We start from the raw sequence: 25898 nt of genomic DNA, 5'->3' as shown, positions 1-25898 counted from the left end.
CCCCCTCGCCGTTTGTCCCCGACCCCGTTGCCGCCATGCCCATCCGTCTCCTGCCCGACCTTCTCATCAGCCAGATCGCCGCCGGCGAGGTGGTGGAACGGCCCGCCTCGGTCCTCAAGGAGGTGCTGGAAAACGCCCTGGACGCGGGCAGTCAGGCCATCCAGATACAGCTGGAAGAGGGCGGGGTGAAACTGATCCGGGTCAGCGACGACGGCTGCGGCATTCCCAAGGAAGAACTGCCCCTGGCCCTGACCCGCCACGCCACCAGCAAGATCGCCAGCCTGGAAGACCTGGAACGGGTGGCCACCCTGGGCTTCCGCGGCGAGGCCCTGGCCTCGGTGGCGGCGGTGGCCCGCCTCACCCTCACCAGCCGCGCCGCCGGCGCCGGCCATGCCTGGAAGCTGGCGGCCCACGGCAGCGGCGAGGCGGAACCGGCCGCCCTGGCCGCCGGCACCGTGGTGGAAATGCGGGACCTCTATTACAACACCCCGGCCCGCCGCAAATTCTTGAAGTCCGAAGGCACCGAATTCGCCCACTGCGCCGATGCGGTGAAGCGCGTCGCCCTGGCTCATCCGGGCGTGGCCTTTTCCCTCTCCCACAACGGCCGGGTCAGCCTGTCTTTGCCGAAAGCCGATCTGGCCGGCCGGGTCGGCGCCATCCTGGGCCAGGATTTCCTTGCCGAATGCCGCCGCGTCGAGGCTGCCATCAACGGGCTGTCGATTGTCGGCTACGCCGCCCAGCCCGCCTGGTCCCGCCCCGGGCGGGATGCCCAGTACGTCTTCGTGAACGGCCGCTTCGTCCGCGACAAGCTGCTGGCCCATGCCCTGCGCGAGGCCTACCAGGACATGCTGCACGGCAGCCGCCACCCGGGCTACGCCCTGTTCATCGAGATCGATCCGGCGGCGGTGGATGTGAATGTGCACCCGGCCAAGACCGAAGTGCGCTTCCGCGACGGCCGGGCGGTGCATCAGTTCGTCTATCACGCTGTGCATAAGGCCCTGTCCCAGGTCATCAGCGACCCGAGCCGGGAGGTGCAGACGGCCTCCCCCGGACTGGCCTCCCTGGGCGGCAATACCGGCGCGGCGTCCGGCCCTGTCCATGCCGACAGCGGCTATGGGCAACGCCCCCCGGCCGTGCCGGCCTGGAATCCGCCCCGCCAGGGCAGCCTGGGCGTGGCCGAGCCGTCTGCCTCGTCCTACCTGGCTTTCGCGGCAGCGGCCCGGCAGGGGGCGGGCCCTGCCAGCGCCTTCCCCGGTGGCGGCAGCTTCGCCCCGGCAGCGGCCGCCGATGCCCCCGGCCAGGAGGCGCCGCCCCTGGGCTACGCCCTGGCCCAGCTGCACGGCATCTATGTGCTGGCCCAGAATGCCCGGGGCCTGATTCTGGTGGACATGCACGCCGCCCACGAGCGCATCCTCTACGAAAAGCTGAAGACCGCCTACGACAGCAAGGCGGTGCCGACCCAGGCCCTGCTCATTCCGGCGGTGTTCTCCGCCAGCGCCCACGAGGTGGCGGCGGTGGAGGAGCACGGCGCCACCATGGCCGAACTGGGCTTCGAACTGGCGCCCCTGGGCCCCAACGAACTGGCCCTGCGCTCCGTGCCCCAGCTGTTGGCAGGCGGCGATCCGGCAAACCTGGCCCGCAGCCTGCTGGCCGAGCTGATGGAGCATGGGGCTTCCCAGGTCTCCACCGCCCGGCGCAACGAACTTCTGGCTACCCTGGCCTGCCACGGCGCCGTGCGCGCCCGGCGCCTGCTCACCGTGCCGGAAATGAACGCCCTCTTGCGCCAGATGGAAGAGACCGAGCGGGCCGACCAGTGCAACCACGGCCGCCCCACCTGGACCGAGCTGTCCCTGGCGGACCTGGACAAGCTCTTCCTGCGGGGGCAGTGATGGCTCCCTCGGCTTACGGCTTCAGGTCCCGTCCCGGGCACCGGGCAGGAATCGTCGGGATGGCGGCATGAGCGCCCATCCCCCCGCCATCCTGCTCATGGGCCCCACCGCCAGCGGCAAGACCGCGGCGGCCCTGCACCTGTTCGACCGCTTCCCGGTGGAACTGATCAGCGTCGATTCGGCCCTGGTCTTCCGCGACATGGACATCGGCACGGCCAAGCCGGACCGGGCCACCCTGGCCCGCTACCCGCACCGGCTGGTGGATGTGATCTCGCCGGAGGAGGCCTACTCCGCTGCCCGCTTCCGCGACGAAGCCCTGGCCGCCATGGCCGAGGCGACCGCCCGGGGCAAGGTGCCCCTGCTGGTGGGCGGCACCATGCTCTACTACAAGGCCCTGCGGGAGGGGCTCTCCGACCTGCCCCAGGCCGACCCGGCCCTGCGTGCCGAACTGGAAGCGAAGGCGGCGGCCTACGGCTGGCCGGCCCTGCACGCCGAACTGGCGCAGCTGGACCCGGTCACCGCCGCCCGCCTGCACCCCACCGATTCCCAGCGGGTCTCCCGGGCATTGGAAATCTGCCAGCTGACGGGTCGGCCCATGTCCGCCCTGCTGGCCGAGCAGCAGCGGGAACCCCTGCCCTGGAACCTGCTGCCCCTGGCCCTGGCCCCCTCCGACCGGGCGGTGCTGCACCAGCGCATCGCCGAGCGTTTCGCCCAGATGCTGGCCCAGGGTTTCATGGATGAGATGCAGGCCCTGCGCGCCAAGTACCGCCTCAATGCCGGCCTGCCTTCCATGCGCTGCGTCGGCTACCGCCAGGCCTGGGAGGTGCTGGAGGGCGAGGCCCCCGCCGCCGAGCTGCTGGACCGGGGCATCTTCGCCACCCGCCAGCTGGCCAAGCGCCAGATCACCTGGCTGCGTTCCGACCCCACGGCGGAAGTGTTCGACTGCCTGGCGCCGGACCTGATTGCCCGGGTTGAAACCCGGGTGGCCCGCTTCCTGAAACAGCAGAAGGTCTGACATGGTCGCCAGCCGGGAGTACGTGGATTACCTCCTGGAAAGCCTGGCGCCCCTGGGGCCGGTGGTGGGCAAGCGCATGTTCAGCGGCGTCGGCCTCTTTCTCGACGGCCTCATGTTCGCCATCGTCATCGACGACCAGCTGTGGCTGAAGGCGGACGACCTCAACCGGGGCGAATTCACCGCCCTCGACCTGCCGCCCTTCACCTATCCGCGTCAGGGCAAGCTCACGGCCTTGAGCTACTACCGGGCCCCGGACGAGGCCCTGGATGCGCCCCATGCCCTCCTGCCCTGGGCCCGCAGCGCCTTTGCCGCAGCCCTGCGGGGGCGTGACCTTGAAGGCCGCAGGCGCCCGCCCCGTCGCAAGCCGACGGCCTAGTCCGTCAGCGCCATGAAAAAGCCGCCGGGAGGCGGCTTTTTGTTTGCCCCGGCGCCGCGCTTAGCGGTCCTGCAGCAGCCATTGCAGCAGGGTGGCGTAGAGCACGTCCGGGTTCACCGGCTTGGCGATGAAGTCGTTCATGCCGGCTCCCAGGCAGCGGGCCTTGTCCTCGGCGAAGGCATTGGCGGTCATGGCCAGGATCGGGGTCTGGCGGTGGCGTTGCAGCTGGCGGATTTCCCGGGTGGCGTCGAGGCCGTCCATGAGGGGCATCTGCATGTCCATCAGGATCAGGGCGTAGTCGTTGCCGCGGGCCCTTTCCACCGCCACCTTGCCGTCCGGTGCCAGTTCCACCCGCAGGCCCACGTCCTCCAGCATGAACTTGGTGATTTCCTGGTTGATCGGCTCGTCCTCGGCCAGCAGCACCGTGCGGCCGGCGAACTCCTGGCGCAGCCGCTGTTCGGCGTTGCCGCCGGCCAGGGGGGCGCCGTTGCCGTAGCGCTCCTTGCCCTTTTTCAGGCGGGCGGTGAACCAGAAGGTGCTGCCCCGGCCCGGCTCGCTGCTGGCACCGGCCTCACCGCCCATGAGCTGGGCCAGCTTGCGGGTGATGGCCAGGCCCAGGCCGGTGCCGCCGTAGCGGCGGGTGGTGCTGTTGTCGGCCTGCTCGAAGGCGGAGAAGAGCTTGTGCATGGCCTCGGGCGGGATGCCGATGCCCGTGTCCTGCACCTCGAAGCGCAGCAGGGCGTCCGCCTCGCCTTCCTCCAGGGTGTGCACCCGCAGGGTGATGCTGCCCTGCTCGGTGAATTTGAGGGCATTGCCGGCATAGTTGAGCAGGGCCTGCTGCAGCCGGGTGGGGTCCCCCAGCAGGTGGGGCGGCAGGGGCTGGGCTTCTGTGCGCAGCACCAGGCCCTTGGCCTGGACCCGCTCCTGCAGGAAGGAGGCGACGTTGCCGAGCAGGCTTTCGACGCGGACGGGCGCCTCCTCCAGGGCGAACTTGCCGGCTTCGATCTTGGACAGGTCGAGGATGGCGTTGATCACCCCCAGCAGGTGCTGGGCGGCCGCCTCCAGCTTGTCCATGTGCTCGGCCTGCTGGGGCTTGAGGCCGGCCCGGCGGATCAGGTGGGTGAGGCCGGTCATGGCATTGAGGGGGGTGCGGATCTCGTGGCTCATATTGGCCAGGAAGGCGCTCTTGGCCACGTTGGCCGACTCCGCCGCGTCCTTCATCTCCTCCAGCTGGCGGGTGCGCTCCTGCACCAGTTCCTCCAGGCGCTGGCGGTGCCGCAGCAGTTCGGCCTCGGCCGCCTTGCGCGCGGTGATGTCCCGGGCGATCTTGGAGATGCCCAGGACCCGGCCCTCGCCGTCCAGGAGGGGGGAGATGGTGACCGAGACATCGACGATGCTGCCGTCCTTGCGGATGCGGCGGGTGTCGAAGTGCTTCACCGTCTCGCCGCGGCGCAGGCGTTCCAGAATGTCCCGTTCCTCCGCCAGGCACTCCGGCGGGAACAGGTGCAGGGCGGAGCGGCCCACCATTTCGGCGGCGCTGTAGCCGAACAGCTCCTCGGCGCCCCGGTTCCAGCTGGTGACGATGCCGTCCAGGGTCTTGCTGAGGATGGCGTCGTCCGAGGAACGGACGATGGCTTCGTACTGCCGGGCGATACGTTCGGCCTGGCGGCTCTCGGTGACGTCGTAGAAGCAGGCGAGGAAGTCGTCGCCCAGGGAAATGCCGGAAACGAGGACGATGCGCTCCTCGCCGCTGCGCACCGTGATGTTGCACTCGATGGGCGCAATGTCGCCGTCGTGGTTGGCGGCAGCGGCCAACGCCTGCTGCCAGTCAGCCATGACCTGGGCCCGGTAGTCCGGGTCCGGGTAGGCCCGCAGCCACCACTGTTCCAGGCTCGGCATTTCCTCGACGGAGTAGCCGAACATCTGCAGGCAGCGCCGGTTGCGGTCCACGATGGTGCCGGCCTGGTCCACGTAGGCCAGGCCCACCGGGGCTTCCTGGAACAGGCGGCGGAAGCGGGCCTCGCTCTGCTGCAGGGCTTCGGTACGGAGGTGGATTTCCTCGCCCATGCGGTTGAAGTCCTGGGCCAGGGCGCCGATCTCGTCCCCGCCGGCATCGTCGCTGCGGGTGTCGTAGTTGCCGGCGGCCATGTCGCCGACGCTGCGCTGCAGCCGGGCCAGGCGACCGACGAAGGCCCGGTTGAGGTAGCTGCCCAGGGTCAGCAACAGGATCAGGTAGCCGCCCAGGCGGATGAGGAAGTTGTGCAGCCAGGCGCCGTATTCCCGCTGGCGCAGCTGCTCCGTCGGCAGCTTGATGCTCATGACGCCGCGCAGGTCGCCCACCTGGTAGCCGTAGGCCTGGTCGTAGTCGTTGCCGATGGAGCCGGGGGCCTGGCTGCGCTCGCCGTGGCAGGCCAGGCAGTAGGCCTCGACCCAGATGGGGGCGGTGTAGTGGTAGAAGCTGCGGTTGTCCTGGCCCCGGATTTCCACCAGCCGGTCGGGGGCCTTGGGATTGGCGCGGAACCAGGCGATGGCCGCCATCTCGTCGGCGTCGGCCTGGTTCTGCGGATTGCGCGGACGGTCGGAGACGTTGTTGAAAAAGAGGCCGCTGTCGCTCCATTCCTTGAAGTCGGCGGAGATGCGGGAGAGGGCGTGGGCCGGCAGGAAGCCCACGGTGTCGGCGTTGATGGGCAGGCCGCTGGCCATGAACTGCTGGTGGTACACCCGGCGCGTGGCCATCAGCATGCCGCGGATGTTCTGGGCGTCCCGGGTCAGCTCGTCCCGGATGCCGGCCTCGATGCTGCGGTAGCCGACGGCGAAGTCGGCCGCCATGATGCCCAGGATGATGGCGGAGGTGAGCAGCCAGATTTTGTGCTTGAGGCTCATGGGCGGGTCCGGTGGCGAAGGCAGGTGGCGCCAAGTCATTGGCAAATCGGGATTTATGCTAACTCAATGGCATGTCCGTCCCCAGGGATTTTGTCGCCATTCTTGATCCAGTCGGCATTCCGGAGGCGAAAAAAAAGCCGCTGGGCAGCGGCTTTTTCAGGGTGACGGCCCGGGGCCGTCCGGGACCGGGGGCGGCTCAGGTGGGCAGGCCGTGGCGGGCCTGTTCCGCCGCCACCCGGTCCATGCCCTTGCGCCGGGCCATCAGGGTATAGACCGTGGGCACCACGAAGAGGGTGAAGAAGGTGCCCAGGAGCAGGCCGCCGACGATGACCCAGCCGATCTGGGAGCGGGATTCGGCGCCGGCGCCCCGGGCCAGGGCCAGGGGGATGGCGCCCAGCACCATGGCGCCGGTGGTCATGAGGATGGGGCGCAGGCGCAGTTCCGCCGCCTCGATCACCGCCTCCCGGACGTTGCGCCCCTGCTCCTGCAGCTGGTTGGCGAATTCGACGATGAGGATGCCGTGCTTGGTGATCAGGCCCACCAGGGTGACCAGGCCGATCTGGCTGTACACGTTGAGGGTGCCGCCGCTGAGGAGCAGGGCCAGCAGGGCGCCGGCCATGGACAGGGGCACCGTCAGCATGATGATGAAGGGATCGCGGAAGCTTTCGAACTGGGCCGCCAGCACCAGGTAGATGAAGGCCAGGGCGAGGATGAAGGTGAGGGCCAGGGAGGCGGTGGAGGTCTTGAACTCCCGCGACTGGCCGTTGTAATCGACGGCGTAGCCGGCCGGCAGCACCTCTCCGGCGATTCCTTCCATGGCCGCCAGGCCCTCGCCCAGGGTGGAGCCGGGGGCCAGGTTGGCGGTGATGGTGACGGCACGGCGCTGGCCGAAGTGGTTCAGCTCCCGGGGGCTGATGGTCTCGTCCACCTGCACCAGGTTGGCCAGGGGGATCATCTCGCCGCTCTTGCCGCGCACGTAGATGTCGCTGATGTCCCGGGGATTGGCGCGGTCGGCGTCGCTGACCTGGACGATCACGTCGTACTGCTCGCCGTCCCGCTTGAAGCGGGTCACCTGGCGGCCGCCGAGCATGGTCTCCAGGGTGCGGCCGACGGTTTCCACGGGCACCCCCAGGTCCGCCGCCTTGTCCCGGTTCACCGCCACGGAGAGCTGGGGCAGGTTGAGCTTGAGGTCCGTGTCCACATTGAGGAACAGGGGGCTCTTGGCCATTGCCGCCAGGAACTTGGTGGTGGTGGCCTGCAGCTCCTGGTAGGAGGCGGAACTGACGATGACGAAGTTGATCGGCCGCTCCCGGGCGCTCTGGCCGAGGGAGGGCGGCGTCACCGGAAAGGCCATGACGCCGGGGATGTCCCGGAAGCGGGGCAGCAGCTGCTTGGCGATTTCCGGCGAGCTGTGCTGGCGCTCCTTCCAGTCCTTCAGGCGCAGGATGGCGGAGCCCTGGGAGACGATGGGATTGCCGGAGACGACGAAGTAGTTGGCGGCGTCGGGAATGCCGGCGTAGATCTTCTCGATCTGGCGGGCGTACTTGTCCGTGTATTCCAGGGTGGCGCCCTCGGGGCCGTTGAAGATGCCGAAAATGACGCCCCGGTCCTCGATGGGGGAAAGCTCGGACTTGAGCAGCTTGAGCATGCCGACGCAGGCCAGGGCCACTGCGGCGAATCCCACCAGGACGATCCAGCGCCGGTCGAGGGCGGCGCCGAGGATGCGGCGGTAGCCGGCGTTGAGCCAGTTGAGGAAGTTCTCGATGGCGACGAAGGCCTTGCCGTGCTTTTCCTCGTGCCGCAGCAGCACCGAGCACATCATGGGCGACAGGGTCAGGGCGACGAAGCCGGAGACCAGCACGGCGCCGGCCAGGGTCAGGGCGAATTCGATGAAGAGCTTGCCGATGCGGCCGGTCATGAAGGCCACCGGGGCGTAGACGGCGGCCAGGGTGATGGTCATGGCCACCACGGCGAAGCCGATTTCCTTGGCCCCCTGGAGGGAGGCCTGGATCGGCGGCATGCCTTCCTCGATGTGGCGGTAGATGTTCTCCAGGACCACGATGGCGTCGTCCACCACCAGGCCGATGGCCAGCACCAGGGCCAGCAGGGTCAGGGTGTTGATGGTGAAGCCGAGGACGAACATGAGGGCGAAGGCGCCGATCAGGGACACCGGGATGGTGACCAGGGGAATGAGGGTGGCGCGCAGGTTGCGCAGGAAGAAGAAAATGATCAGCAGCACCAGGATCACCGCTTCGCCGATGGTGGAAAACACCGATTCGATGGAGCGGTCGATGAAGACCGAGGAGTCGTAGGCGATTTCCACCTTCAGCCCGTCGGGCAGCTCGGCGGCGATCTTCGGCAGTTCGGCCCGCAGGGCCCGGGACAGGTCCAGGGGGTTGGCGGTGGACTGCTTGATCAGGCCCAGGCTCACCGCCGGCTTGCCGCCGAAGCGGACGTTGGTGCGCTCGGCGGCGGCGCCGATTTCCACCCGGCCCAGGTCCCGGATGCGCACCGGGTAGCCGTTCACCGTCTTCACCACGATGGCGGCGAACTGTTCCGGTTCCTTCAGGTCGGTCTGGGCCAGCACGGCGAATTCCCGCTGGCGGCTCTCGATGCGGCCGGCGGGCACTTCCACGTTCTGGGTGCGCAGGGCGTCCTCCACCTCCTGGGCGGTGATCTGGTGGGCCGCCAGGCGGTCCTTGTCGAGCCAGATGCGCATGGCGAACTTGCGCTCGCCGAAGACCCGCACGTCGGCGGCCCCGGGCAGGGTCTGCAGGCGCGGCTTGACCACCCGGTTGGCGATGTCGGTGACCACCAGGGGCGAATGCTTTTCGGAGGAGAAGGCGAGCCAGATGACCGGGCTGGCGTCGGCCTCCACCTTGGCGATGACCGGCTCGTCGATGTCGTCGGGGAGCCGGTTGCGCACCCGGGAGACCCGGTCGCGCACGTCCGAGGCGGCGGAATCCGGATTGCGCTCCAGGCGGAAGCGCACGGAAATCTGGCTGCTTTCCTGGCGCGAGATGGAGGTCAGCACATCCACCCCCTCGATGCCGGCCAGGGAATCCTCCAGGGGCTTGGAGATCTGGGATTCGACGATTTCCGCCGAGGCGCCCCGGTAGGTGGTGGTGACGGTCATCACCGGTTCGTCGATCTTCGGGTATTCGCGCACCGAGAGGCGCTGGTAGGAGACCAGGCCGATGAGCATCACCGCCAGGGAGAGCACGGTGGCGAACACCGGGCGGCGGATGCAGATGTCGGACAGCAGCATGGCGGCTTATCCCTGCTTGGCCGGCCCGGGGGCGGCCTGGGGCGCGGCGGTGGCGGCAGGGGGTTTGGAGACGCCCGTCCCTTCTGCCTCCTGGGCCGGCTGGGGGGCAGTATCGACGGCCTTCACCGGGCTGCCGTCCTGCACCTTGAGCTGGCCGGCGGTGATGATGCGGTCCCCCGCCGCCAGGCCGGAGAGGATTTCCACCTGGGCGTTGCGGCGCAGGCCGGTCTTCACTTCCACCTTCTTCGCCTTGCCCTCCTCGATGCGGAACACGGTCTGCTTGCCGCCGCCGGAGACGATGGCCTGCTCGGGGATCATCAGCACCCCGTCCCGGTTGCCGAAGAGTAGGCGCACCCGGGCGAACATGCCGGGGCGCAGCTTGAGCTCCGGGTTGTCCAGGCGGGCGCGCAGGGATATGGCGCGGCCGTTGGCATCCACCAGGGGATCCACCGCGTCCAGCACCGCCTTGAAGGCCTGGTTGGGCAGGGCGTCCACGCTCACTTCCACGGCCTGGCCTTTTTGCAGGCGGCTCAGGTACAGCTCGGGCAGGCGGAAATCCAGCTTCAGGGTGCGGATGTCCTCCAGGTTGATGAGGTCCGCCCCTTCCTTGACGTAGTCGCCGACGCTCACTTCCCGGATGCCGACGACGCCGGCAAAGGGCGCCCGGATGCGGGTCTTGGCCAGCTTGGCCTCGGCCAGGGCGACCGCCGCCTCCTGCACCTTGAGGTTGGCGGCGGTGGTGTCCAGGGATTGCTGGCTGATGAACTTCTTCGCCAGCAGTTCCTCGGTGCGTTTGAAATTGGTCACGGCCAGGGCGTGGTTGGCCTTGGCCTGTTGCAGTTCCGCCTCCTGGGTGGCTGCATCCAGGGCCACCAGCACCGTGCCCCTGGCCACCGGCACGCCGTCCTTGAAGCCGATGCTGGCGATGCGTCCCGCCGTTTCCGGCCGCAGCACCACGGATTCGTTGGAGCGCAGGGTGCCCACCGCCGCCGCCTCGTCGGTGATGCTCTGGGGCGCCGCCAGCGCCGTTTCCACCGGCAGGGGCGCTGCCGGGGCGCCGGCGCCGCCCGCCTTGGCGCCGGCCGCAGCCGGGGCCTGGGGTCCGCCGGGAGCCCGGTTGGCGTTGTAGGCGACCCAGCCCAGGCCGACGATTCCGGCGGCGGCAAGGGCGATGACGGCGTAGCGGTGTTTGCGGTGGGGCATGGCGGAGTCTCGTGGTTCCGGCCTGCCGCCGGCGTGGCGCGGCGGCGGGCGACAGGGCCGCAGGCGAAAGGGCGGCGACGATTTGGCAGCGGGCAATTCTACTCCATCGCCACCCCGGGCCCCGGCCGGGGCAAACGTTGCAAAATGTAAAAAGGCGGCCCGCAGGCCGCCTTTCCATGGCAGGTGCCGGGCTGCAGGATCAGCCGTTGGCGCGCTGCTCCAGCACTTCCACGGCGGGCAGCTTCTTGCCTTCGAGGAATTCCAGGAAGGCGCCGCCGCCGGTGGAGATGTAGTCGATCTGCTTCTCGATGCCGTACTTGGCGATGGCGGCCAGGGTGTCGCCGCCGCCGGCGATGGAGAAGGCCGGGGAGTGGGCGATGGCGGCCGCCAGCATCTTGGTGCCGCCGCCGAACTGGTCGAATTCGAAGACGCCGACCGGGCCGTTCCAGACGATGGTGCCGGCGTGGGCGATGATGCTGGCCAGCTTGGCGGAGGTCTTGGGGCCGATGTCCAGGATCATGTCGTCGGGCTGCACGTCGTTGGCGTCCACCCGGTTGGCGCGGGCATGGACGGACAGTTCGTTGGCCACCACCACGTCTTCGGGGATGGGCACGGAGGCGCCGCGCTCGTCCATCATGTCCATGATGTTGCGGGCTTCTTCCACCAGGTCCAGCTCGGCCAGGGATTCGCCGATGGGCAGGTCGTCGGCCACCATGAAGGTGTTGGCGATGCCGCCGCCGACGATGAGCTGGTCCACCTTGCCGGCGAGGGACTTGAGGATGGTCAGCTTGGTGGAGACCTTGGAGCCGGCGACGATGGCCACCAGGGGGCGCTTGGGGTTTTCCAGGGCCCGGCCCAGGGCGTCCAGCTCGGCGCCCAGCAGGGGGCCGGCACAGGCCACGGGGGCGTACTTGGCGATGCCGTGGGTGGTGGCCTCGGCCCGGTGGGCGGTGCCGAAGGCGTCGTTCACATAGACGTCGCACAGCTTGGCCAGCTTCTGGGCCAGTTCGTCGTTGTTCTTCTTCTCGCCCTTGTTCACGCGGCAGTTTTCCAGCAGCACCACGTCGCCGGGCTTCACCTCGAAGCCGCCGTCCACCCAGTTGTCGATCACCGGCACCTTGCGGCCCAGCAGCTCGGCCAGGCGGTGGGCGATGGGGGCCAGGCTGTCCTCGGGCTTCATCTCGCCTTCGGTGGGACGGCCCAGGTGGGAGGTGACCATGACCGCGGCGCCCTTTTCCAGGGCCATCTGGATGGCCGGCACGGAAGCGCGGATGCGGGTGTCGTCGGTGATGCGGCCGGTCTCGTCCTGGGGTACGTTGAGGTCGGCGCGGATGAAGACGCGCTTGCCCTTCACATCCAGGTCGGCGAGTTTGAGAACGTTCATGGAAGTCTCCTTGCGTTGAATTTGGTGATGAGGCGCGGTGCGGTGAATGGGATGTTCAGGACTGGGACCAGCCGGCATGCCAGCGCTGGGCCACGTCCACCATGCGATTGACGAAGCCCCATTCGTTGTCGAACCAGATGAAGAGGTTGAACAGGCGGGCGCCGCCGGCCCGGGTCTGGCTCAGGTCCACGATGGCGGAATGGGGGTCGTGGTTGAAGTCGATGGAGGCGTGGGGGGCGGCGGAGGTGGTCAGCACGCCCTTCCAGGGGCCGTTGGAAGCGATTTGCAGCAGGGCGTTGAGGCCCGCCACGTCTGCATCCTGGGCCAGGGTCACGGTGAGGTCGATGGCCGAGACGTTGAGGGTGGGCACCCGGATGGCCTTGGCCAGCACCTTGCCCTTGAGGCCCGGCAGCAGGCGCTCCACGCCCCGGGCCAGGCCGGTGGAGACCGGGATCATGGACTGCATGGCGGAGCGGGTGCGGCGCAGGTCGCTGTGGTGGTAGCCGTCCACCAGGGGCTGGTCGTTCATCACCGAATGCAGGGTGGTCAGCAGCACCTGTTCCAGGCCCAGCTCCCGGTCCAGCAGCTCCAGCACCGGCACCACCGCGTTGGTGGTGCAGGAGGCGTTGGAGACGATGCGCTCGTCGCCGTTGAGGCGGCCGTGGTTGAGGCCGTAGACCACCGTCGCATCCACGTCGGCGGCGCTGTTGGCCGGGTGGGACAGCAGCACCCGGGGGCAGCCGGCCTCGAGGAAGCGGCGCAGGCCGGCCCGGTTGCTGTACTGGCCGGAGCATTCCACCAGCAGATCCACCTTCAGGCTGCGCCAGTCCACTCCCTCGGGGGTGTCGGCGTGGGTCAGCTGGATGCTGCGGCCGTCGATGACCAGAGTGCCGTCCTGCAGTTCCACCGGGGCGGGGAAGCGGCCGTGGGTGGAGTCGAAGCGGGTCAGGTAGGCGATGCTCTCGCTGTTGGCCGGCTCGTTGATGGCCACCACCTGGAAACGCTCCGCCAGTCCCCGTTCATGCAGGGCCCGCAGAAAGCAGCGACCAATGCGGCCGTAGCCGTTGATGGCGAGACGAAGGGGGGGGAGGGAGCCGGACACGGGGGGCCAGGGAGGAAATGGATGAAGGCCGTGATTTTACAGGGTTGCGGCCCTAAATCCGAGAGGCGGACAGGGTTTTGCCCGGCAAGGATGGCCGCTGGCGGCCAACCTTGCCGTCATTTTTTTGCCCCGGGCAGGCGGCAAATATTCACCAGGTCGGCAAAGTCCTTTGTTCTCAAAGGGAATTTACATTCTGGTACGCCGTTTGCATTAAGGGTGGCCATAGCACCTATGGAGCGTATGACCATGCGTATCGATTCCCTCTATAACCAACTCAGCCTACAGAGCCTGACGGCGAAAAAGCGCGGCCAGGAGGCCGAAGCGGCCGCATTGCAGGCATCGCCTCAAGCCGGCCTGACGGAAGGTGCCAATCCGTCAGCCGGCGCCAACACTTCCAGCCGGGTGGAAACGGCCGAGGACAAGGCCGATGCCGCTGCCCAGGCCCGCCGCGAGGAATTGCGGGCCCAGCTGCAGGAATACCTGGACAAGAGTCCGGCCGAGCACATGCGTGACGCCATCCTCAAGGAAATGGGCATGAGCGAGGAAGACCTGGCCGCTCTGCCGCCGGAAAAGCGGGAGGCGATCGAGTCGGATATCGCCCGCAAGATGCGGGAGCGCCTGCTAGCCAAGGATGAGGCCCATCCCGATGCCACCACCCTGCAGGATGCCACCATGGCCAGGCTCAGCCAGAGCCAGGACGGTGCGGCCGCCGGCGGCCAGGGCGATGGTCTGGGCAATGGCCAGTCTCCTGCCGGCATTGCCGCCTACGCCTTGCTGCAGGCGGCCGTGAACGGCAAGTCGGGCAGTTCTTCCTGAGCCTGGGCGGCGAGGGCGGTGCCGTCGGGCCACCCATGGTTGGGCCTGCCGCGCTGCCTTTCACCCCCTGGTCCCGATAGTCGCTGCAGCAATAAAAAAGCCGCCTGGGAGCAGATGCTCCCAGGCGGCTTTTTGCCGTCGGCGGTGTTGCTTACTTGGCGGCCATCCAGGCGCGGGCGGCGTCCAGCATGCGGCAGGAGTAGCCCCACTCGTTGTCGTACCAGGCCAGCACCTTCACCAGCACGGAGCCGTCGGCACCCTTGATGACCCGGGTCTGGGTGGCATCGAAGGTGGAGGAGACGGTGGTGTGGTTGAAGTCGGAGGAAACCAGGGGCTCGTTGTTCACCGCCATGATGCCCTTCAGGGGGCCCTTGGCAGCGGCGGTCATCAGCTCGTTGATTTCTTCCTTGGTGGTGGCGCGCTCGGCGGTGAAGGTCAGGTCCACCAGGGAGACATTGATGGTGGGCACGCGCAGGGAGAAGCCGTCGAACTTGCCGGCCAGCTGGGGCAGCACCAGGCCGACGGCCTTGGCGGCGCCGGTCTTGGTGGGGATGATGTTGGCGGCGGCGGCACGGGCGCGGCGCAGGTCCTTGTGGCGCACGTCCACGGTTACTTGGTCGTTGGTGTAGGCGTGCACGGTGGTCATCAGGGCCTGCTTGATGCCGACGCTCTCGGCTAGCACCTTGGCCACGGGGGCCAGGCAGTTGGTGGTGCAGGAGGCGTTGGAGACCACGGTCATGTCGGCCTTGAGCACGCCTTCGTTAACACCCATGACGATGGTGGTGTCCACGTCGTCGCCGCCGGGGGCGGAGATCAGCACCCGCTTGGCACCCTGCTGCAGCAGGGCCTGGGCCTTTTCCTTGGTGGTGTAGGCGCCGGTGCATTCCAGCAGCACTTCCACGCCGTGCTTGGACCAGTCGATGTCCTTGGGGTTCTTGGTGGAGTAGAAGGGGATCTTCTTGCCATCGATGATGATGCAGTTCTCGCCCTCGGTCTCCACGGAGGTGCCGAAGCGGCCGTGGGTGGTGTCGTACTTCAGCAGGTGGGCGTTGGTGGCCAGGTCGCCGGAGGCGTTGATGGCAACCACGTCGAACTCATTCTGCAGACCCTGCTCGTAGATCGCCCGCAGGGTGCAGCGACCGATACGACCGAAACCGTTGATGGCAACCTTGATAGCCATGGCACTTCTCTCCTCTATCTAAAAAACCTGACGCGCCCCGTGGCCGGGGCACCCCTTCCTTTTATTCCAGCACTTCCTTGACGGTCTTCACCACGTTGGCCACGGTGAAACCGAACATCTCGAACAGCTTGCCGGCGGGGGCGGACTCGCCGAAGCGGTCGATGCTGACCACGGCGCCGTGACGGCCCACGTACTTGTGCCACAGGCCGGAGTGGGCGGCTTCGATGGCGACGCGCTTGCGGCAGGTGCCCAGTACCTGTTCCCGGTAGGCGGCGTCCTGGCGTTCGAAGGCTTCGACGCAGGGCATGGAGACGACACGGGCGGCGATGCCCTCGTCGCCCAGGGCCTTCTGGGCGTCCAGGGCCAGCTTGATCTCGGAGCCGGTGGCGATCAGCACCACCTGGGCTTCGTCCTTGGCCTCGGACAGCACGTAGCCGCCGCGGCGGATGGTCTCGGCGCTGATGCCGGCGGTGACATTGGGCAGGTTCTGGCGGGACAGGGCCAGGACGGAAGGACCGTCATGGCGTTCCACGGCATTGGCCCAGGCCACGGCGGTCTCGGTGGAGTCGGCGGGACGCCACACGTCCAGGTTGGGGATCAGGCGCAGGGAAGGCACGTGTTCCACCGGCTGGTGGGTCGGGCCGTCCTCGCCCAGGCCGATGGAGTCATGGGTGTAGACCATGATCTGGCGCTGCTTCATCAGCGCCGCCATGCGGATGGCGTTGCGGGCGTAGTCGGAGAACACCAGGAAGGTGGCGGTGTAGGGGATCAGGCCGCCGTGCAGGGCCAGGCCGTTGGCGATGGCGGTCATGCCGAATTCGCGCACGCCGTAATAGACGTAGTTGCCGCCGTCCTTGCGGGTGACGCCCTTGGCGGCCTTCCACAGGGTCAGGTTGGAACCGGCCAGGTCGGCGGAGCCGCCCACTACTTCCGGCAGGTTCGGCACCAGGGCGGCGATGGCGTTCTGGCTGGCCTTGCGGGTGGCGATGTTCTCGGCCTTGGCTGCGGTGTCGGCGATGTAGGCATCCACCACCTGCTGCCAGTTGGCGGGCAGCTTGCCGGCCATGCGGCGCTGGAATTCGGCGGCCTGGGCCGGGAAAGCGGCAGCGTAGGCGGCGAAGCGTTCGTTCCACTGGCCTTCGACGGTCTGGCCCTTGGCCTTGCCGTCCCAGGCGGCGTACACGTCGGCGGGGATTTCGAAGGGGGCGTGGTTCCAGCCGATGGCAGCCCGGGTGGCGGCGATTTCCGCATCGCCCAGGGGGGCGCCGTGCACGTCGTGACTGTCGGCCTTGTTGGGGGAGCCCATGCCGATCTTGGTCTTGCAGCAGATCAGGGTGGGCTTGTTGCCTTCGGCCTTGGCCTGCAGCAGGGCGGCCTCGATGGCGGTGGCGTTGTGGCCGTCCACATTGGGGATGACCTGCCAGCCGTAGGCTTCGAAGCGCTTCGGGGTGTCGTCGGTGAACCAGCCTTCGACGTGGCCGTCGATGGAGATGCCGTTGTCGTCGTAGAAGGCGATCAGCTTGCCCAGGCCCAGGGTGCCGGCCAGGGAACAGGCTTCGTGGGAGACGCCTTCCATGAGACAGCCGTCGCCGAGGAAGACGTAGGTGTGGTGGTCCACGATGTCGTGGCCGGGCTGGTTGAATTCAGCCGCCAGGATCTTTTCCGCCAGGGCCAGGCCCACGGCGTTGGTGATGCCCTGGCCCAGGGGGCCGGTGGTGGTCTCGATGCCGGGGGTGTAGCCCACTTCCGGGTGGCCCGGGGTCTTGCTGTGCAGCTGGCGGAAGTTCTTCAGATCGTCGATGGAGACGTCGTAGCCGGTCAGGTGCAGCAGGCTGTAGAGCAGCATGGAACCGTGGCCGTTGGAGAGCACGAAGCGATCCCGGTCGGCCCACCGGGGGTTGGCCGGATTGTGTTTCATGTGGCGCCGCCACAGGACTTCGGCGATTTCGGCCATGCCCATGGGCATGCCGGGGTGACCGGAATTGGCTTTCTGGACCGCATCCATGGCGAGGGCACGGATGGCGCTGGTGAGGGGATTGAATTGCATGGTCACCGGAAGGGGGGAGGCGGGAAAGAGGCGGAATTATCCGCCAAATGCTGGGGTTTTTCCAGATTCACCGCAGCACAAGGGCTGCCGCGGTGGGGTAATTCCGCTGGGATAGGGCAATGGCGGCAGCCGGTCCCGGTCCGTCCGGGGTTGCGGCGGCCTTTTTCACGGGAAAGCTGCCGGGCTCAGGCGCCCCGGCTGCGGTCTTCCACCAGTTGCCAGATGAGGGGCGTCAGGATCAGCTGCATGGCCAGGTCCTGCTTGCCGCCGGGGACCACGATGGTGTTGGGGCGGGACATGAAGGCGTCGCCGATCATGTTGAGCAGGTAGGGGAAATCCACTCCCCGGGGGTCGCGGAAGCGGATGACGACGAAGGATTCGTCGTTGCTCGGGATGTCCCGGGCGATGAAGGGGTTGGAGGTGTCCACCACCGGCACCCGCTGGAAATTGATGTGGGTGCGGGAGAACTGGGGCGTGATGTGATGCACGTAATCGGGCATGCGCCGCAGGATGGTGTGGGTCACCGCTTCCAGGGAATAGCCCCGGCTGCGGGTGTCCCGGTGGATTTTCTGGATCCATTCCAGGTTGATGATGGGCACCACGCCGATGAGCAGGTCCGCATGGCGGCCCACGTCGATCTGCTTGTCCTGGTAGGCGCCGTGCAGGCCTTCGTAGAAGAGCAGGTCGGTGCCCGGGGCGATGGCTTCCCAGGGGGTGAAATAGCCCTCGGGCAGGCCCCAGCGGCGGGCCTCGGCGGCACCGTGGATGTACTGGCGGATCTTGCCGGTGCCGTGTTCGCCGTATTCGCGGAAGAGGGTTTCCAGCTCGGCCAGCAGATTGGCCTCGGGGCCGAAGTGGGAGGGCGGCTTGCGTCCCTCACGCTCGGCGGCCTCGATGTTCTGGCCCATTTCCGTCCGGGTGTAGCGGTGGAAGGCGTCGCCTTCGACAATGGCGCCGTTGATCTTTTCCCGGCGGAAAATGGATTCGAAGGTTTTCCGGACCGTGGTGGTGCCGGCGCCGGAGGAGCCGGTGACGGCGATGATGGGGTGTTTGGCCGACATGCTCCTCCTCTCCTGATATCTCAGGATTCCAGGTGGTAGGCGGTGACCCGTTCCACCTCGTTCTTCGAACCCAGGACCACCGGCACCCGCTGGTGCAGCTGGGTGGGCTGCAGGTCCAGGATGCGCTGGCGGCCGGTGGTGGCGGCGCCGCCGGCCTGTTCGACGATGAGGCTCATGGGATTGGCTTCGTAGAGCAGGCGCAGCTTGCCGCCCTTCTCCGCGGTCTTGCTGTCCAGGGGATACATGAAGAGGCCGCCGCGGGTGAGGATGCGGTGCACGTCGGCCACCATGGAGGCGACCCAGCGCATGTTGAAGTCCTTGCCGCGCACGCCTTCCTTGCCCTGCAGCAGTTCGCCCACGTAGCGCTGCACCGGGGCTTCCCAGAAGCGCTGGTTGGACATGTTGATGGCGAATTCCTTGGTGTCCTCGGGGATGCGGAGGTTCTCCTGGGTCAGGACGAAGGAGCCCACTTCCCGGTCCAGGGTGAAGCAATGCACACCCTGGCCGATGGTCAGCACCAGGAGGGTGTTGGGGCCGTAGAGGGCGTAGCCGGCGGCCAGCTGCTGGGTGCCGGGCTGCAGGAAGGCCTGTTCGGTGGGCTCCATGCCTTCGGGGCAGCGCAGCACGGAGAAGATGGTGCCGACGGAGACGTTGATGTCGATGTTGGAGGAGCCGTCCAGGGGGTCGAACATCAGCAGGTATTCGCCCTTGGGGTAGCGGTGGGGAATGGGATGGGGATGGTCCATTTCCTCGGAGGCCATGGCCGCCAGGTGGCCGCCCCATTCGTTGGCTTCCAGCAGGATTTCATTGGAGATGACGTCCAGCTTCTTCTGGGCCTCGCCCTGCACGTTGTCGCTGCCGGCCTCCCCCAGCACGCCGGAGAGGGCGCCCTTGCCGATGGAGATGGAGATGGCCTTGCAGGCCCGGGCGACGACTTCGATGAGGAAGCGCAGGTCGGCGTTGATGTGGTTGTCGCGCTGGGCTTCGATCAGGTAGCGGGAAAGGGTGGTACGGGACATGGAATTCCTTGCAGCAGGTTGCAGCGAAAATGGGTGAGGTCCCCGGCGGGGACGATACGGAGGGGTATTCTACCCCGCCCTACCGGCCTGCTGGGCGAGGAAGGCGGTGGCGGCCGCCAGCGGCAGGGGGCGGCTGAAGAAGTAGCCCTGCACCTCGTCGCAGCCGTCGGCCGCCAGCATGTCGAGCTGGGCCGAGGTTTCCACTCCTTCGGCCACCACTTCCAGGCCCAGGCTGTGGGCCAGGGCAATGGTACCGCGGGCGATGGCGGCGTCATCCGGGTCCCGCTCGATGTCGCGCACGAAGGAGCGGTCGATCTTCAGCCGGTCGATGGGGAACAGCTTGAGGTAGGACAGGGACGAGTAGCCGGTGCCGAAGTCGTCGATGGCCAGGGTGACGCCCATGTCGTTGAGGGCCTGCAGGGTGGTGATGGCCTCCTCCGGCCGTTCCATGACGCCGCTCTCGGTGATCTCCAGCTCCAGCAGCACGGCGGGCAGGCCCGTTTCCTGGAGGATGGCGGCCACCCGGCTGGGGAAGTCCTTTTCCTTCAGCTGCCGGGTGGACAGGTTCACCGCCATGCGCAGGGGCGGCAGGCCCTGGTCGAGCCAGGCCTTGAGCTGGCGGCAGGCGGCCTGCAGCACCCAGTCGCCGATGCCGACGATGAGGCCGGTTTCCTCGGCGATGGGGATGAAGCGGTCCGGCGGGATCAGGCCGTCCTCCGGATGGCGCCAGCGCAGCAGGGCCTCCACCCCGGTGACCCGGTCGGCGGCGAGGGCGAACTGGGGCTGGAAGTGCAGTTCCAGTTCGTCATTGACCATGGCCTGGCGCAGCTTGCGTTCCAGCTCCAAGCGCTCGGTGGCGGCCCGGTTCATGGCCGAGGCGAAGAACTGGAAGTTGTTCCGGCCGATGGCCTTGGCGTGGTACATGGCGGTGTCGGCGTTCTGCATCACCGTCGGCACCGTTTCGCCGTCGTCCGGATAGAGGCTGATGCCGATGGAGGCGGAGGTGTGCAGCTCGTGGGCGCCGACCCGCAGGCTGCGGGCCACGTCCTCGATGATCTTGCCGGCCACGTGGGCTGCATCGTTGGCTCCTTCCACGTCGGGCAGCACCACCACGAACTCGTCGCCGCCGAGGCGGGCCACCGTGTCCGATTCCCGCACGGCGGAGCGCAGGCGGTGGGCGATTTCCATGAGCAGGGAATCGCCCACGGCGTGGCCGAGGGAGTCGTTGATGGTCTTGAAACGGTCCAGGTCCATGAACATCACCGCCACCTTGTGGCCATGGCGCCGGGCATCGGCCAGGGACTGCTCCAGGCGGGCTTCCAGGGTGAAGCGGTTGGGCAGGCCGGTGAGGGGGTCGTGGTGGGCCAGGTGGTGGATGCGGGCCTCGGTCTCCTTGCGCTCGGTGATGTCGGAGAAGAGGGTGATGTAGTGGGTGAGGGCGCCGCTCTGGGTGTCGTGCACGGCGTTGATGGTCATCCACTTGGGGTAGATCTCGCCGTTCTTGCGCCGGTCCCAGATTTCCCCGGCCCAGGCGCCGGTGTCCCGCAGGATTTCCCACATCTGCCGGTAGAAGTCCTTGTCGTGGCGGCCCGAGGCCAGCATGCGCGGATCCTGGCCCAGCACTTCCTCCTGGGCGTAGCCGGTGATGTCGCAGAAGGCCCGGTTCACCGAGATGATGCGGTTGCCCTGGTCGCAGATCATGATGGCTTCCGGGCTGTTGGCGAAGACCTTTTCCGCCAGCTTCAGCTCGGCCTCGGCCCGGTGGCGGGCGGTGATGTCAGTGTAGATGATGATGGTGCTGCCGTCCCCCAGGTTGACCTGGCGGATCTCCAGCACCGTGCCGTCGGGCCGCTCCCGCAGGACGGCGGTGTTGTTGGGCCGCTGCAGGGCCCGCAGCACGCCCCGGGTGCGCCGTTCCTCGTCCCCCGGGCCGTATTCGCCGCGGCGGGCGTTGAAGCGGACCATGTCCTCCAGGGTCGGGTAGCCCTGGGCGAAGAGGGTGTCGGGCAGGTCCAGCAGGGTGCGGAAGCGCTCGTTGCAGGCGATCATGCGCTGCTCCGGGTCGTACAGGCTGACGCCGTCCGGCAGGTTCTCCAGGATGTTCTGCAGGATGGCGTTCTGGTTGCGCAGGGCCTGTTCGTTGCGCTTGCTTTCGCTGATGTCGGTGTAGGTGGTGATGAAGCCGGTGAGCTGGCCGTCGTCGAAGAGGGGTTCGCCCTGGACCAGGGTGGTGCGCCCATCCAGGCGGGTGCGCTCGAAGCGGTGGGGCTTGAACTGCATGGCCAGGGCCTTGCGTTCCTGCACGTGCTGTTCCGGATCGCCGGGGCCGTACTCGCCCCGCTGGGCCGGATAGCGCACCAGGTCCTCGAAGGGCACCCCGCGGTAGAGGGCTTCGGCGGGCAGACCCAGGACTTCCCGCATGCCTTCGTTCCACAATTGCAGGCGCAGATGCTCGTCGAAGACGCTGATGCCCTGGGGCATGTTCTGCAGCACCGCCCGCAGCTGGGTGGACTGGCGCCGGTACTCTTCTTCCGCCAGCTTGCGTTCGGTGATGTCCTGGGTGGTGCCGCTGGCCCGCAGGGGCTGGCCCCGGGCATCCCAGAAGAGTCGGCCCCGGTTGATGAAGTGGCGCAGGCGACCGTCCTGCAGCAGCACCCGGTATTCGACGGCGAAGGTTTCCTCCTTGGCCGCGTTGTGGTCGGTGGCCTGTTGCACCTTGTCCCGGTCCTCCGGGTGCACCAGCTCCAGGAAGTGGGCGTAGGTCAGGGGCTCGCGCGGGTCCAGGCCCACCAGGCGGTAGGCTTCCTCGGAACACCAGAGGCGGCCACTGCGCAGGTCCCGCTCCCAGCTGCCGATGTGGCCGATGCGCTGGGCTTCCAGCAGGCGGTCCTGGGTGCGCTGCAGTTCCTCCGCCGCCAGTTGTTCCCGTTCGTGGCGCTCGGCGAAGAACTTGCGCTGCTGGCGCAGCAGGTAGAGGGTGAAGGCGCCACCCCCGGCCAGCAACAGCAGGGAGACGCCGTAGGTGAGGAAATTGCGCTGGCGCACCGGGGAGAGGATTTCCTCCGCATCCACCTTGGTCACCAGGATCCAGGGGGTGTCCGCCACCTGCTGCCTGGTGGCCAGGGTCAGCTGGCGGCGGTAGTCGACACCCTCCTGCTGGGGCGCGGCCGTGGCCGGGGCGCCGAGCATGCTTTCCTCCCGCCGCAGGTGCAGCTTGAGGGCCGTGTCCTGGCGGTGGCGCAGTTCGTTGAGCACCAGAAAGTCGCTTTCGTCCTGGCGCAGCAGAAGGGTCTCGGCGGTGGTGCTGGGCACCGGACGGGCCTGGATGAGGGGAAAGAGAACGGCGCCGGGGTCGATCCGCTGCACCAGGAAGGCCAGACGCTGGCCGCTGCGGGGGCTGCGGATGACGGCGGCCAGGTCGATGAAGGCATGGCCCTGGGGGTCCAGCTGCAGGTCGCTTAGCTGGGGCTGGTCGCTGTATTCGGCGACCTTGAGCAGGTCCCGGGTGGCTTCGCTGACGCTGCTGTCCTGGGGTGGGGCAGCGGTGCTGAAGCGCACCCGTCCGTCGTCGTCGAGCAGCAGGTAGGCCCGGTTCTCCGGCAATTCGGCCAGGGGGCCCAAGCTCTTCTGCAGGTTGGCCTGGAGTTCTGCCGCCTTGCCCGGGGCCTCGAGCAGGCGCTCCAGGTGCAGGCTGTCCTGCCACGATTTTGCCTGGGCCTGTCGTTCGCTGCGCCAGGCGGCCACCTGCTGGGCCTTGAGGTCGGCCACGGCCCGCAGTTCCTGGAAGGTGCGGACGCGTACCGCCGCCTCCTCGCTGTGGGATAGATAGACGTTGGCCAGCCCCAGGCTGACGGCCAGGGAAAAGAAGACGACGACAACGGTCGCCTGAAGGTGGGTTTCGCGGCGCAGGGACATGGCTGGGGCCGGGGTGCTGGCAGGGGGGACAGGCGCCATTATCCCAGATTCCATGGGCCGGATTTGCGCTTTCCGGCTTGCTCCTGGCGGGGGGGTATAGTAATTTGCCGACAGCATAGGGAGGTACGGGGGTGCCTCCTTCGATGTCATACAAATATAAAGCTTGGCTCAGGGAACCCCATGAAAATCCGAACGTTCGTCCTGGCGACCTCCATCCTGGTTGGGTTGCTCTTTTTTGGCGGCAGCTATTGGGCCGTCAGCCGCTCCTTCGACAGCACCGTACGGGATCATGCCCGGGAAGGCGCCAACACCATGGCGCGCATGGCTTTCGTCTCCATGTACGAGTTGATGAGCACCGGCTGGCGCCGGGACCAGGTGGAAAAATTCCTCCAGGGCATGCGCGACGCCACCCGGGGTTCCAATGCCACCGTGGAAATCTATCGGGGTCCCAAGGTCGAGGCCCTCTTCGGCGCCATCGAGCAGCCGCCCCTGGATGAACTGCTGCGCCAGGGTTTTTCCGCCGGCAAGCCCCAGGAGTCCATGCAGGGCTCCTTCATCCGCTTCATCTATCCCCTGCAGGCGGAAAACCGCTGCCTGCGCTGTCACGACAACGCCGCCGTGGGCGACGTGCTGGGCCTGATCGAAGTGCGGCAGAACGTGGGCGGCCTGGTAGACCAGGCCCGGGCCGAATTCTCCTGGTCCCTGGCCATTCTCATGCCTCTGGGCCTGCTGCTGGCGCTGCTGGCCGTGTGGTGGGTGAACCACCGGCTGGAAGGCGCCCTGCGCCATGTGGAGGAGGGCGTGGCCGGCGTCAATGCGGTATCGGACCTGCGCAAGCTGGAACTGCGCGGTAGCCGTCCCGGCTTCGCCGAGCTGACCCGCATCGTCTGCGCCGTCGAGGAGCTGGTGGCCAAGCTGCGGGCCGTGGCGGTGGACAAGGACATGCTCAAGTTCGAGATCGGCCTGCTGGAGAAGTTCGTCATCACCTCGGACATCATCCGCGACTGGACCGAATACGTGAATCACCTGGTGGTGGACATCAACAAGGTGATGAACGCCCACGTGCTTTTCTCCATCTTCCAGATCGACGACGAGCTCTTCGACCTGGAGATTTTCTGGTACCGGGAGCCCTCCGCCGCCACCAAGCAGCGGGTGGAGAGCCACATCCGGGAAGTGCTGAAGCAGAATCCCCGCTTCTCCGTCATCACCTCCTTCACCATCAACCACCACGTGGCCAAGCCCGGTGGCGAGAAGGTGGAGCTGGCGGAGGAGGAGGTGCAGCTGCGGGTCAAGTCCTTCTTCGTCGATACGCCGAAGATCGGCGGCATCGTCGGCATCGGCGTCCAGGCCGACGAGCTGGAGGACGACACCCGCCACCTGGTGCTCGATTCCGTGCTGTCCACCCTGCTCAACGTGGTGGGGTCGGTGAAGGCCATCTACAAGTACACCAAGGACCTGGAGTACTACGCCACCCGGGACCCCCTGACGGACCTCTTCAACCAGCGGGTGTTCTGGGAAATGATCGGCTACGAGATCGACCGTTCCTCCCGCCACGACGAGCATTTCGGCCTGCTGCTGATCGACCTGGACAACTTCAAGCTGGTCAACGACAACTACGGCCATGCGGTGGGCGACAAGTTCCTCCAGGCCTTCGCCCGGGAGGTGCGGCAGGTGCTGCGCAGCGGCGACATCTTCGCCCGCTACGGCGGCGACGAGTTCGTGGTGATCCTGCCCGAGGCCGACCTGGAGCAGACCTCCGTCATCGCCCAGCGCATTCTCGAGGCCTCCCGGCAGAGCAGCGTCACCGCCTTCAACGGCGACGTGGTGCACGGTACGGCTTCCATCGGCCTGGCCGTGTATCCGGACCACGCCACCGAGCCCAAGGACCTCTTCCTCTTCGCCGACAACATGATGTACAAGGCCAAGGCGGAGGGTAAGGAGCGGGTCGCCATTCCCACGGCGGACGACGTCATGGAAGTGTTCCGCGACATCTCCCAGAAGAGCGTCACCATCCTCAAGGCCATCGACGAACGGCGGTTGATCCCCTTCTTCCAGCCCATCCTGGATGTCCAGGCCGGCGTGGTGGTGGGCTACGAAGTGCTGTCCCGCATCGAGGTGGACGGGGAAATCATGCGGGCCGACGAGTTCGTCGAGATCGCCGAGAAAATCGGTGTCATCCACCGCCTCGACTGCCTGGTGATCGAACTGGCCCTGCAGAAGCTGGCCGCGGAAGGGCACGAGGGCTACATCTTCCTCAACCTCTCGCCCCGGGCCATGGTGCTCAACGAGTTCGCCCGCTCCCTGCGCCAGATCGTGGCCGATTCCGGTATTCCGCCGGAGCGCATCGTCTTCGAGATCACCGAGCGGGATACGGTGAAGAACCTGGCCCTGATGGAGCGCTTCCTCAACGACCTGAAGTTCGACGGCTTCAAGCTGGCCATCGACGACTTCGGTTCAGGCTTCTCCTCCTTCCACTACCTGCGCCGCTTCCCGGTGGATTTCCTCAAGGTGGAGGGGGACTTCGTGGTCAATATCCTGCACAGCACCAAGGATCGGGCCTTCGTCCAGAGCATGCAGTCCCTGGCCCACGAACTGGGCATCCAGGTCATTGCCGAATTCGTCGAGACCGGCGAGGTGCTGGACGAGTTGAAGCGCATGGGCATGGACATGGCCCAGGGCTATTACATCGGCCGTCCCGACCGGGAAATCCGCAAGCCCGCCTGAGCACGGGGCGGGCCGG

Annotated in this window: 15 protein-coding genes; 5 read left to right on the top strand and 10 right to left on the bottom strand. The window is 67.4% G+C overall.

All coding sequences use genetic code 11. From position 1 onward, the window contains the following. Nucleotides 1–35: 35 nt before the first annotated feature. The 3 genes from mutL to EV678_RS14930 all read left to right on the top strand — a co-directional run bounded on the left by mutL (nucleotide 36) and on the right by EV678_RS14930 (nucleotide 3280). On the top strand, nucleotides 36–1889 hold the full coding sequence (gene mutL, locus EV678_RS14940; RefSeq protein WP_130460080.1) for a DNA mismatch repair endonuclease MutL: 1854 nt from the start codon (nucleotides 36–38) through the stop codon (nucleotides 1887–1889). 67 nt (nucleotides 1890–1956) lie between these two features. Continuing rightward, complete coding sequence (gene miaA / locus EV678_RS14935) at nucleotides 1957–2904, top strand: tRNA (adenosine(37)-N6)-dimethylallyltransferase MiaA (protein ID WP_130460079.1); 948 nt, start codon at nucleotides 1957–1959, stop codon at nucleotides 2902–2904. A 1-nt stretch (nucleotide 2905) separates the two neighbouring features. Beyond that, the gene (locus tag EV678_RS14930) at nucleotides 2906–3280 is read left to right on the top strand and encodes a TfoX/Sxy family protein (protein WP_130460078.1); all 375 of its coding nucleotides are present in this window, start codon (nucleotides 2906–2908) and stop codon (nucleotides 3278–3280) included. 60 nt (nucleotides 3281–3340) lie between these two features. On the opposite strand, the gene EV678_RS14925 is transcribed toward EV678_RS14930, so the two are convergent. The 5 genes from EV678_RS14925 to EV678_RS14905 all read right to left on the bottom strand — a co-directional run bounded on the left by EV678_RS14925 (nucleotide 3341) and on the right by EV678_RS14905 (nucleotide 13120). Continuing rightward, on the bottom strand, nucleotides 3341–6163 hold the full coding sequence (locus tag EV678_RS14925) for a PAS domain S-box protein (protein ID WP_165397539.1): 2823 nt from the start codon (nucleotides 6161–6163) through the stop codon (nucleotides 3341–3343). A 196-nt stretch (nucleotides 6164–6359) separates the two neighbouring features. Next, the gene (locus tag EV678_RS14920) at nucleotides 6360–9431 is read right to left on the bottom strand and encodes an efflux RND transporter permease subunit (RefSeq protein ID WP_130460076.1); all 3072 of its coding nucleotides are present in this window, start codon (nucleotides 9429–9431) and stop codon (nucleotides 6360–6362) included. Between the two features lie 6 nt (nucleotides 9432–9437). Beyond that, entirely contained in the window at nucleotides 9438–10634 is a 1197-nt protein-coding gene (locus tag EV678_RS14915) for an efflux RND transporter periplasmic adaptor subunit (protein ID WP_130460075.1), read from the bottom strand. Between the two features lie 199 nt (nucleotides 10635–10833). After that, nucleotides 10834–12018 (bottom strand): phosphoglycerate kinase, encoded by a 1185-nt coding sequence (locus tag EV678_RS14910; RefSeq protein WP_014236645.1) that lies wholly within the window; start codon nucleotides 12016–12018, stop codon nucleotides 10834–10836. A gap of 55 nt (nucleotides 12019–12073) precedes the next feature. Continuing rightward, nucleotides 12074–13120: a type I glyceraldehyde-3-phosphate dehydrogenase gene (locus tag EV678_RS14905; RefSeq protein WP_130460074.1), complete on the bottom strand. Its 1047-nt coding sequence runs from the start codon at nucleotides 13118–13120 to the stop codon at nucleotides 12074–12076. Between the two features lie 246 nt (nucleotides 13121–13366). On the opposite strand from EV678_RS14905, the gene EV678_RS14900 reads away from it, so the two are divergent. Beyond that, nucleotides 13367–13936 (top strand): hypothetical protein, encoded by a 570-nt coding sequence (locus EV678_RS14900; protein ID WP_130460073.1) that lies wholly within the window; start codon nucleotides 13367–13369, stop codon nucleotides 13934–13936. 151 nt (nucleotides 13937–14087) lie between these two features. Here the strand turns inward: EV678_RS14900 and gap are convergent, their stop codons facing one another. The 5 genes from gap to EV678_RS14875 form a co-directional block, all read right to left on the bottom strand. Continuing rightward, nucleotides 14088–15116 carry a type I glyceraldehyde-3-phosphate dehydrogenase gene (gap, locus tag EV678_RS14895; protein WP_014236648.1) on the bottom strand — a complete coding sequence of 343 codons (1029 nt, stop codon included), beginning with the start codon at nucleotides 15114–15116 and terminating at the stop codon, nucleotides 14088–14090. Between the two features lie 61 nt (nucleotides 15117–15177). After that, entirely contained in the window at nucleotides 15178–17163 is a 1986-nt protein-coding gene (tkt, locus tag EV678_RS14890) for a transketolase (protein WP_130460072.1), read from the bottom strand. Nucleotides 17164–17348: 185 nt separating this feature from the next. Beyond that, entirely contained in the window at nucleotides 17349–18224 is an 876-nt protein-coding gene (locus tag EV678_RS14885) for a phosphoribulokinase (RefSeq protein ID WP_014236650.1), read from the bottom strand. Between the two features lie 20 nt (nucleotides 18225–18244). After that, nucleotides 18245–19243 (bottom strand): class 1 fructose-bisphosphatase, encoded by a 999-nt coding sequence (locus EV678_RS14880; RefSeq protein WP_014236651.1) that lies wholly within the window; start codon nucleotides 19241–19243, stop codon nucleotides 18245–18247. A gap of 69 nt (nucleotides 19244–19312) precedes the next feature. Further along, nucleotides 19313–23158 (bottom strand): EAL domain-containing protein, encoded by a 3846-nt coding sequence (locus tag EV678_RS14875; protein WP_165397538.1) that lies wholly within the window; start codon nucleotides 23156–23158, stop codon nucleotides 19313–19315. A 180-nt stretch (nucleotides 23159–23338) separates the two neighbouring features. Between EV678_RS14875 and EV678_RS14870 the strand changes: the two genes are divergently transcribed. Further along, nucleotides 23339–25882, top strand: a complete 2544-nt coding sequence (locus tag EV678_RS14870; protein WP_014236653.1) for a putative bifunctional diguanylate cyclase/phosphodiesterase — start codon at nucleotides 23339–23341, stop codon at nucleotides 25880–25882. Nucleotides 25883–25898: the final 16 nt, after the last annotated feature.

Source organism: Azospira oryzae (genome assembly GCF_004217225.1).
Lineage (GTDB): Bacteria > Pseudomonadota > Gammaproteobacteria > Burkholderiales > Rhodocyclaceae > Azospira > Azospira oryzae.
Note: the sequence above shows the minus strand (reverse complement) of the source record. Positions and strands in the feature narration are given on the sequence as shown.

Coding starts and splice junctions, on each gene's coding strand:
- tkt (WP_130460072.1), bottom strand. CDS start 17,163: ATGCAATTCAATCCCCTCACCAGCGCCATCCGTGCCCTCGCCATGGAT.
- EV678_RS14870 (WP_014236653.1), top strand. CDS start 23,339: ATGAAAATCCGAACGTTCGTCCTGGCGACCTCCATCCTGGTTGGGTTG.
- EV678_RS14920 (WP_130460076.1), bottom strand. CDS start 9,431: ATGCTGCTGTCCGACATCTGCATCCGCCGCCCGGTGTTCGCCACCGTG.
- EV678_RS14875 (WP_165397538.1), bottom strand. CDS start 23,158: ATGTCCCTGCGCCGCGAAACCCACCTTCAGGCGACCGTTGTCGTCGTC.
- EV678_RS14885 (WP_014236650.1), bottom strand. CDS start 18,224: ATGTCGGCCAAACACCCCATCATCGCCGTCACCGGCTCCTCCGGCGCC.
- EV678_RS14930 (WP_130460078.1), top strand. CDS start 2,906: ATGGTCGCCAGCCGGGAGTACGTGGATTACCTCCTGGAAAGCCTGGCG.
- gap (WP_014236648.1), bottom strand. CDS start 15,116: ATGGCTATCAAGGTTGCCATCAACGGTTTCGGTCGTATCGGTCGCTGC.
- miaA (WP_130460079.1), top strand. CDS start 1,957: ATGAGCGCCCATCCCCCCGCCATCCTGCTCATGGGCCCCACCGCCAGC.
- EV678_RS14910 (WP_014236645.1), bottom strand. CDS start 12,018: ATGAACGTTCTCAAACTCGCCGACCTGGATGTGAAGGGCAAGCGCGTC.
- EV678_RS14925 (WP_165397539.1), bottom strand. CDS start 6,163: ATGAGCCTCAAGCACAAAATCTGGCTGCTCACCTCCGCCATCATCCTG.
- EV678_RS14880 (WP_014236651.1), bottom strand. CDS start 19,243: ATGTCCCGTACCACCCTTTCCCGCTACCTGATCGAAGCCCAGCGCGAC.
- mutL (WP_130460080.1), top strand. CDS start 36: ATGCCCATCCGTCTCCTGCCCGACCTTCTCATCAGCCAGATCGCCGCC.
- EV678_RS14915 (WP_130460075.1), bottom strand. CDS start 10,634: ATGCCCCACCGCAAACACCGCTACGCCGTCATCGCCCTTGCCGCCGCC.
- EV678_RS14900 (WP_130460073.1), top strand. CDS start 13,367: ATGCGTATCGATTCCCTCTATAACCAACTCAGCCTACAGAGCCTGACG.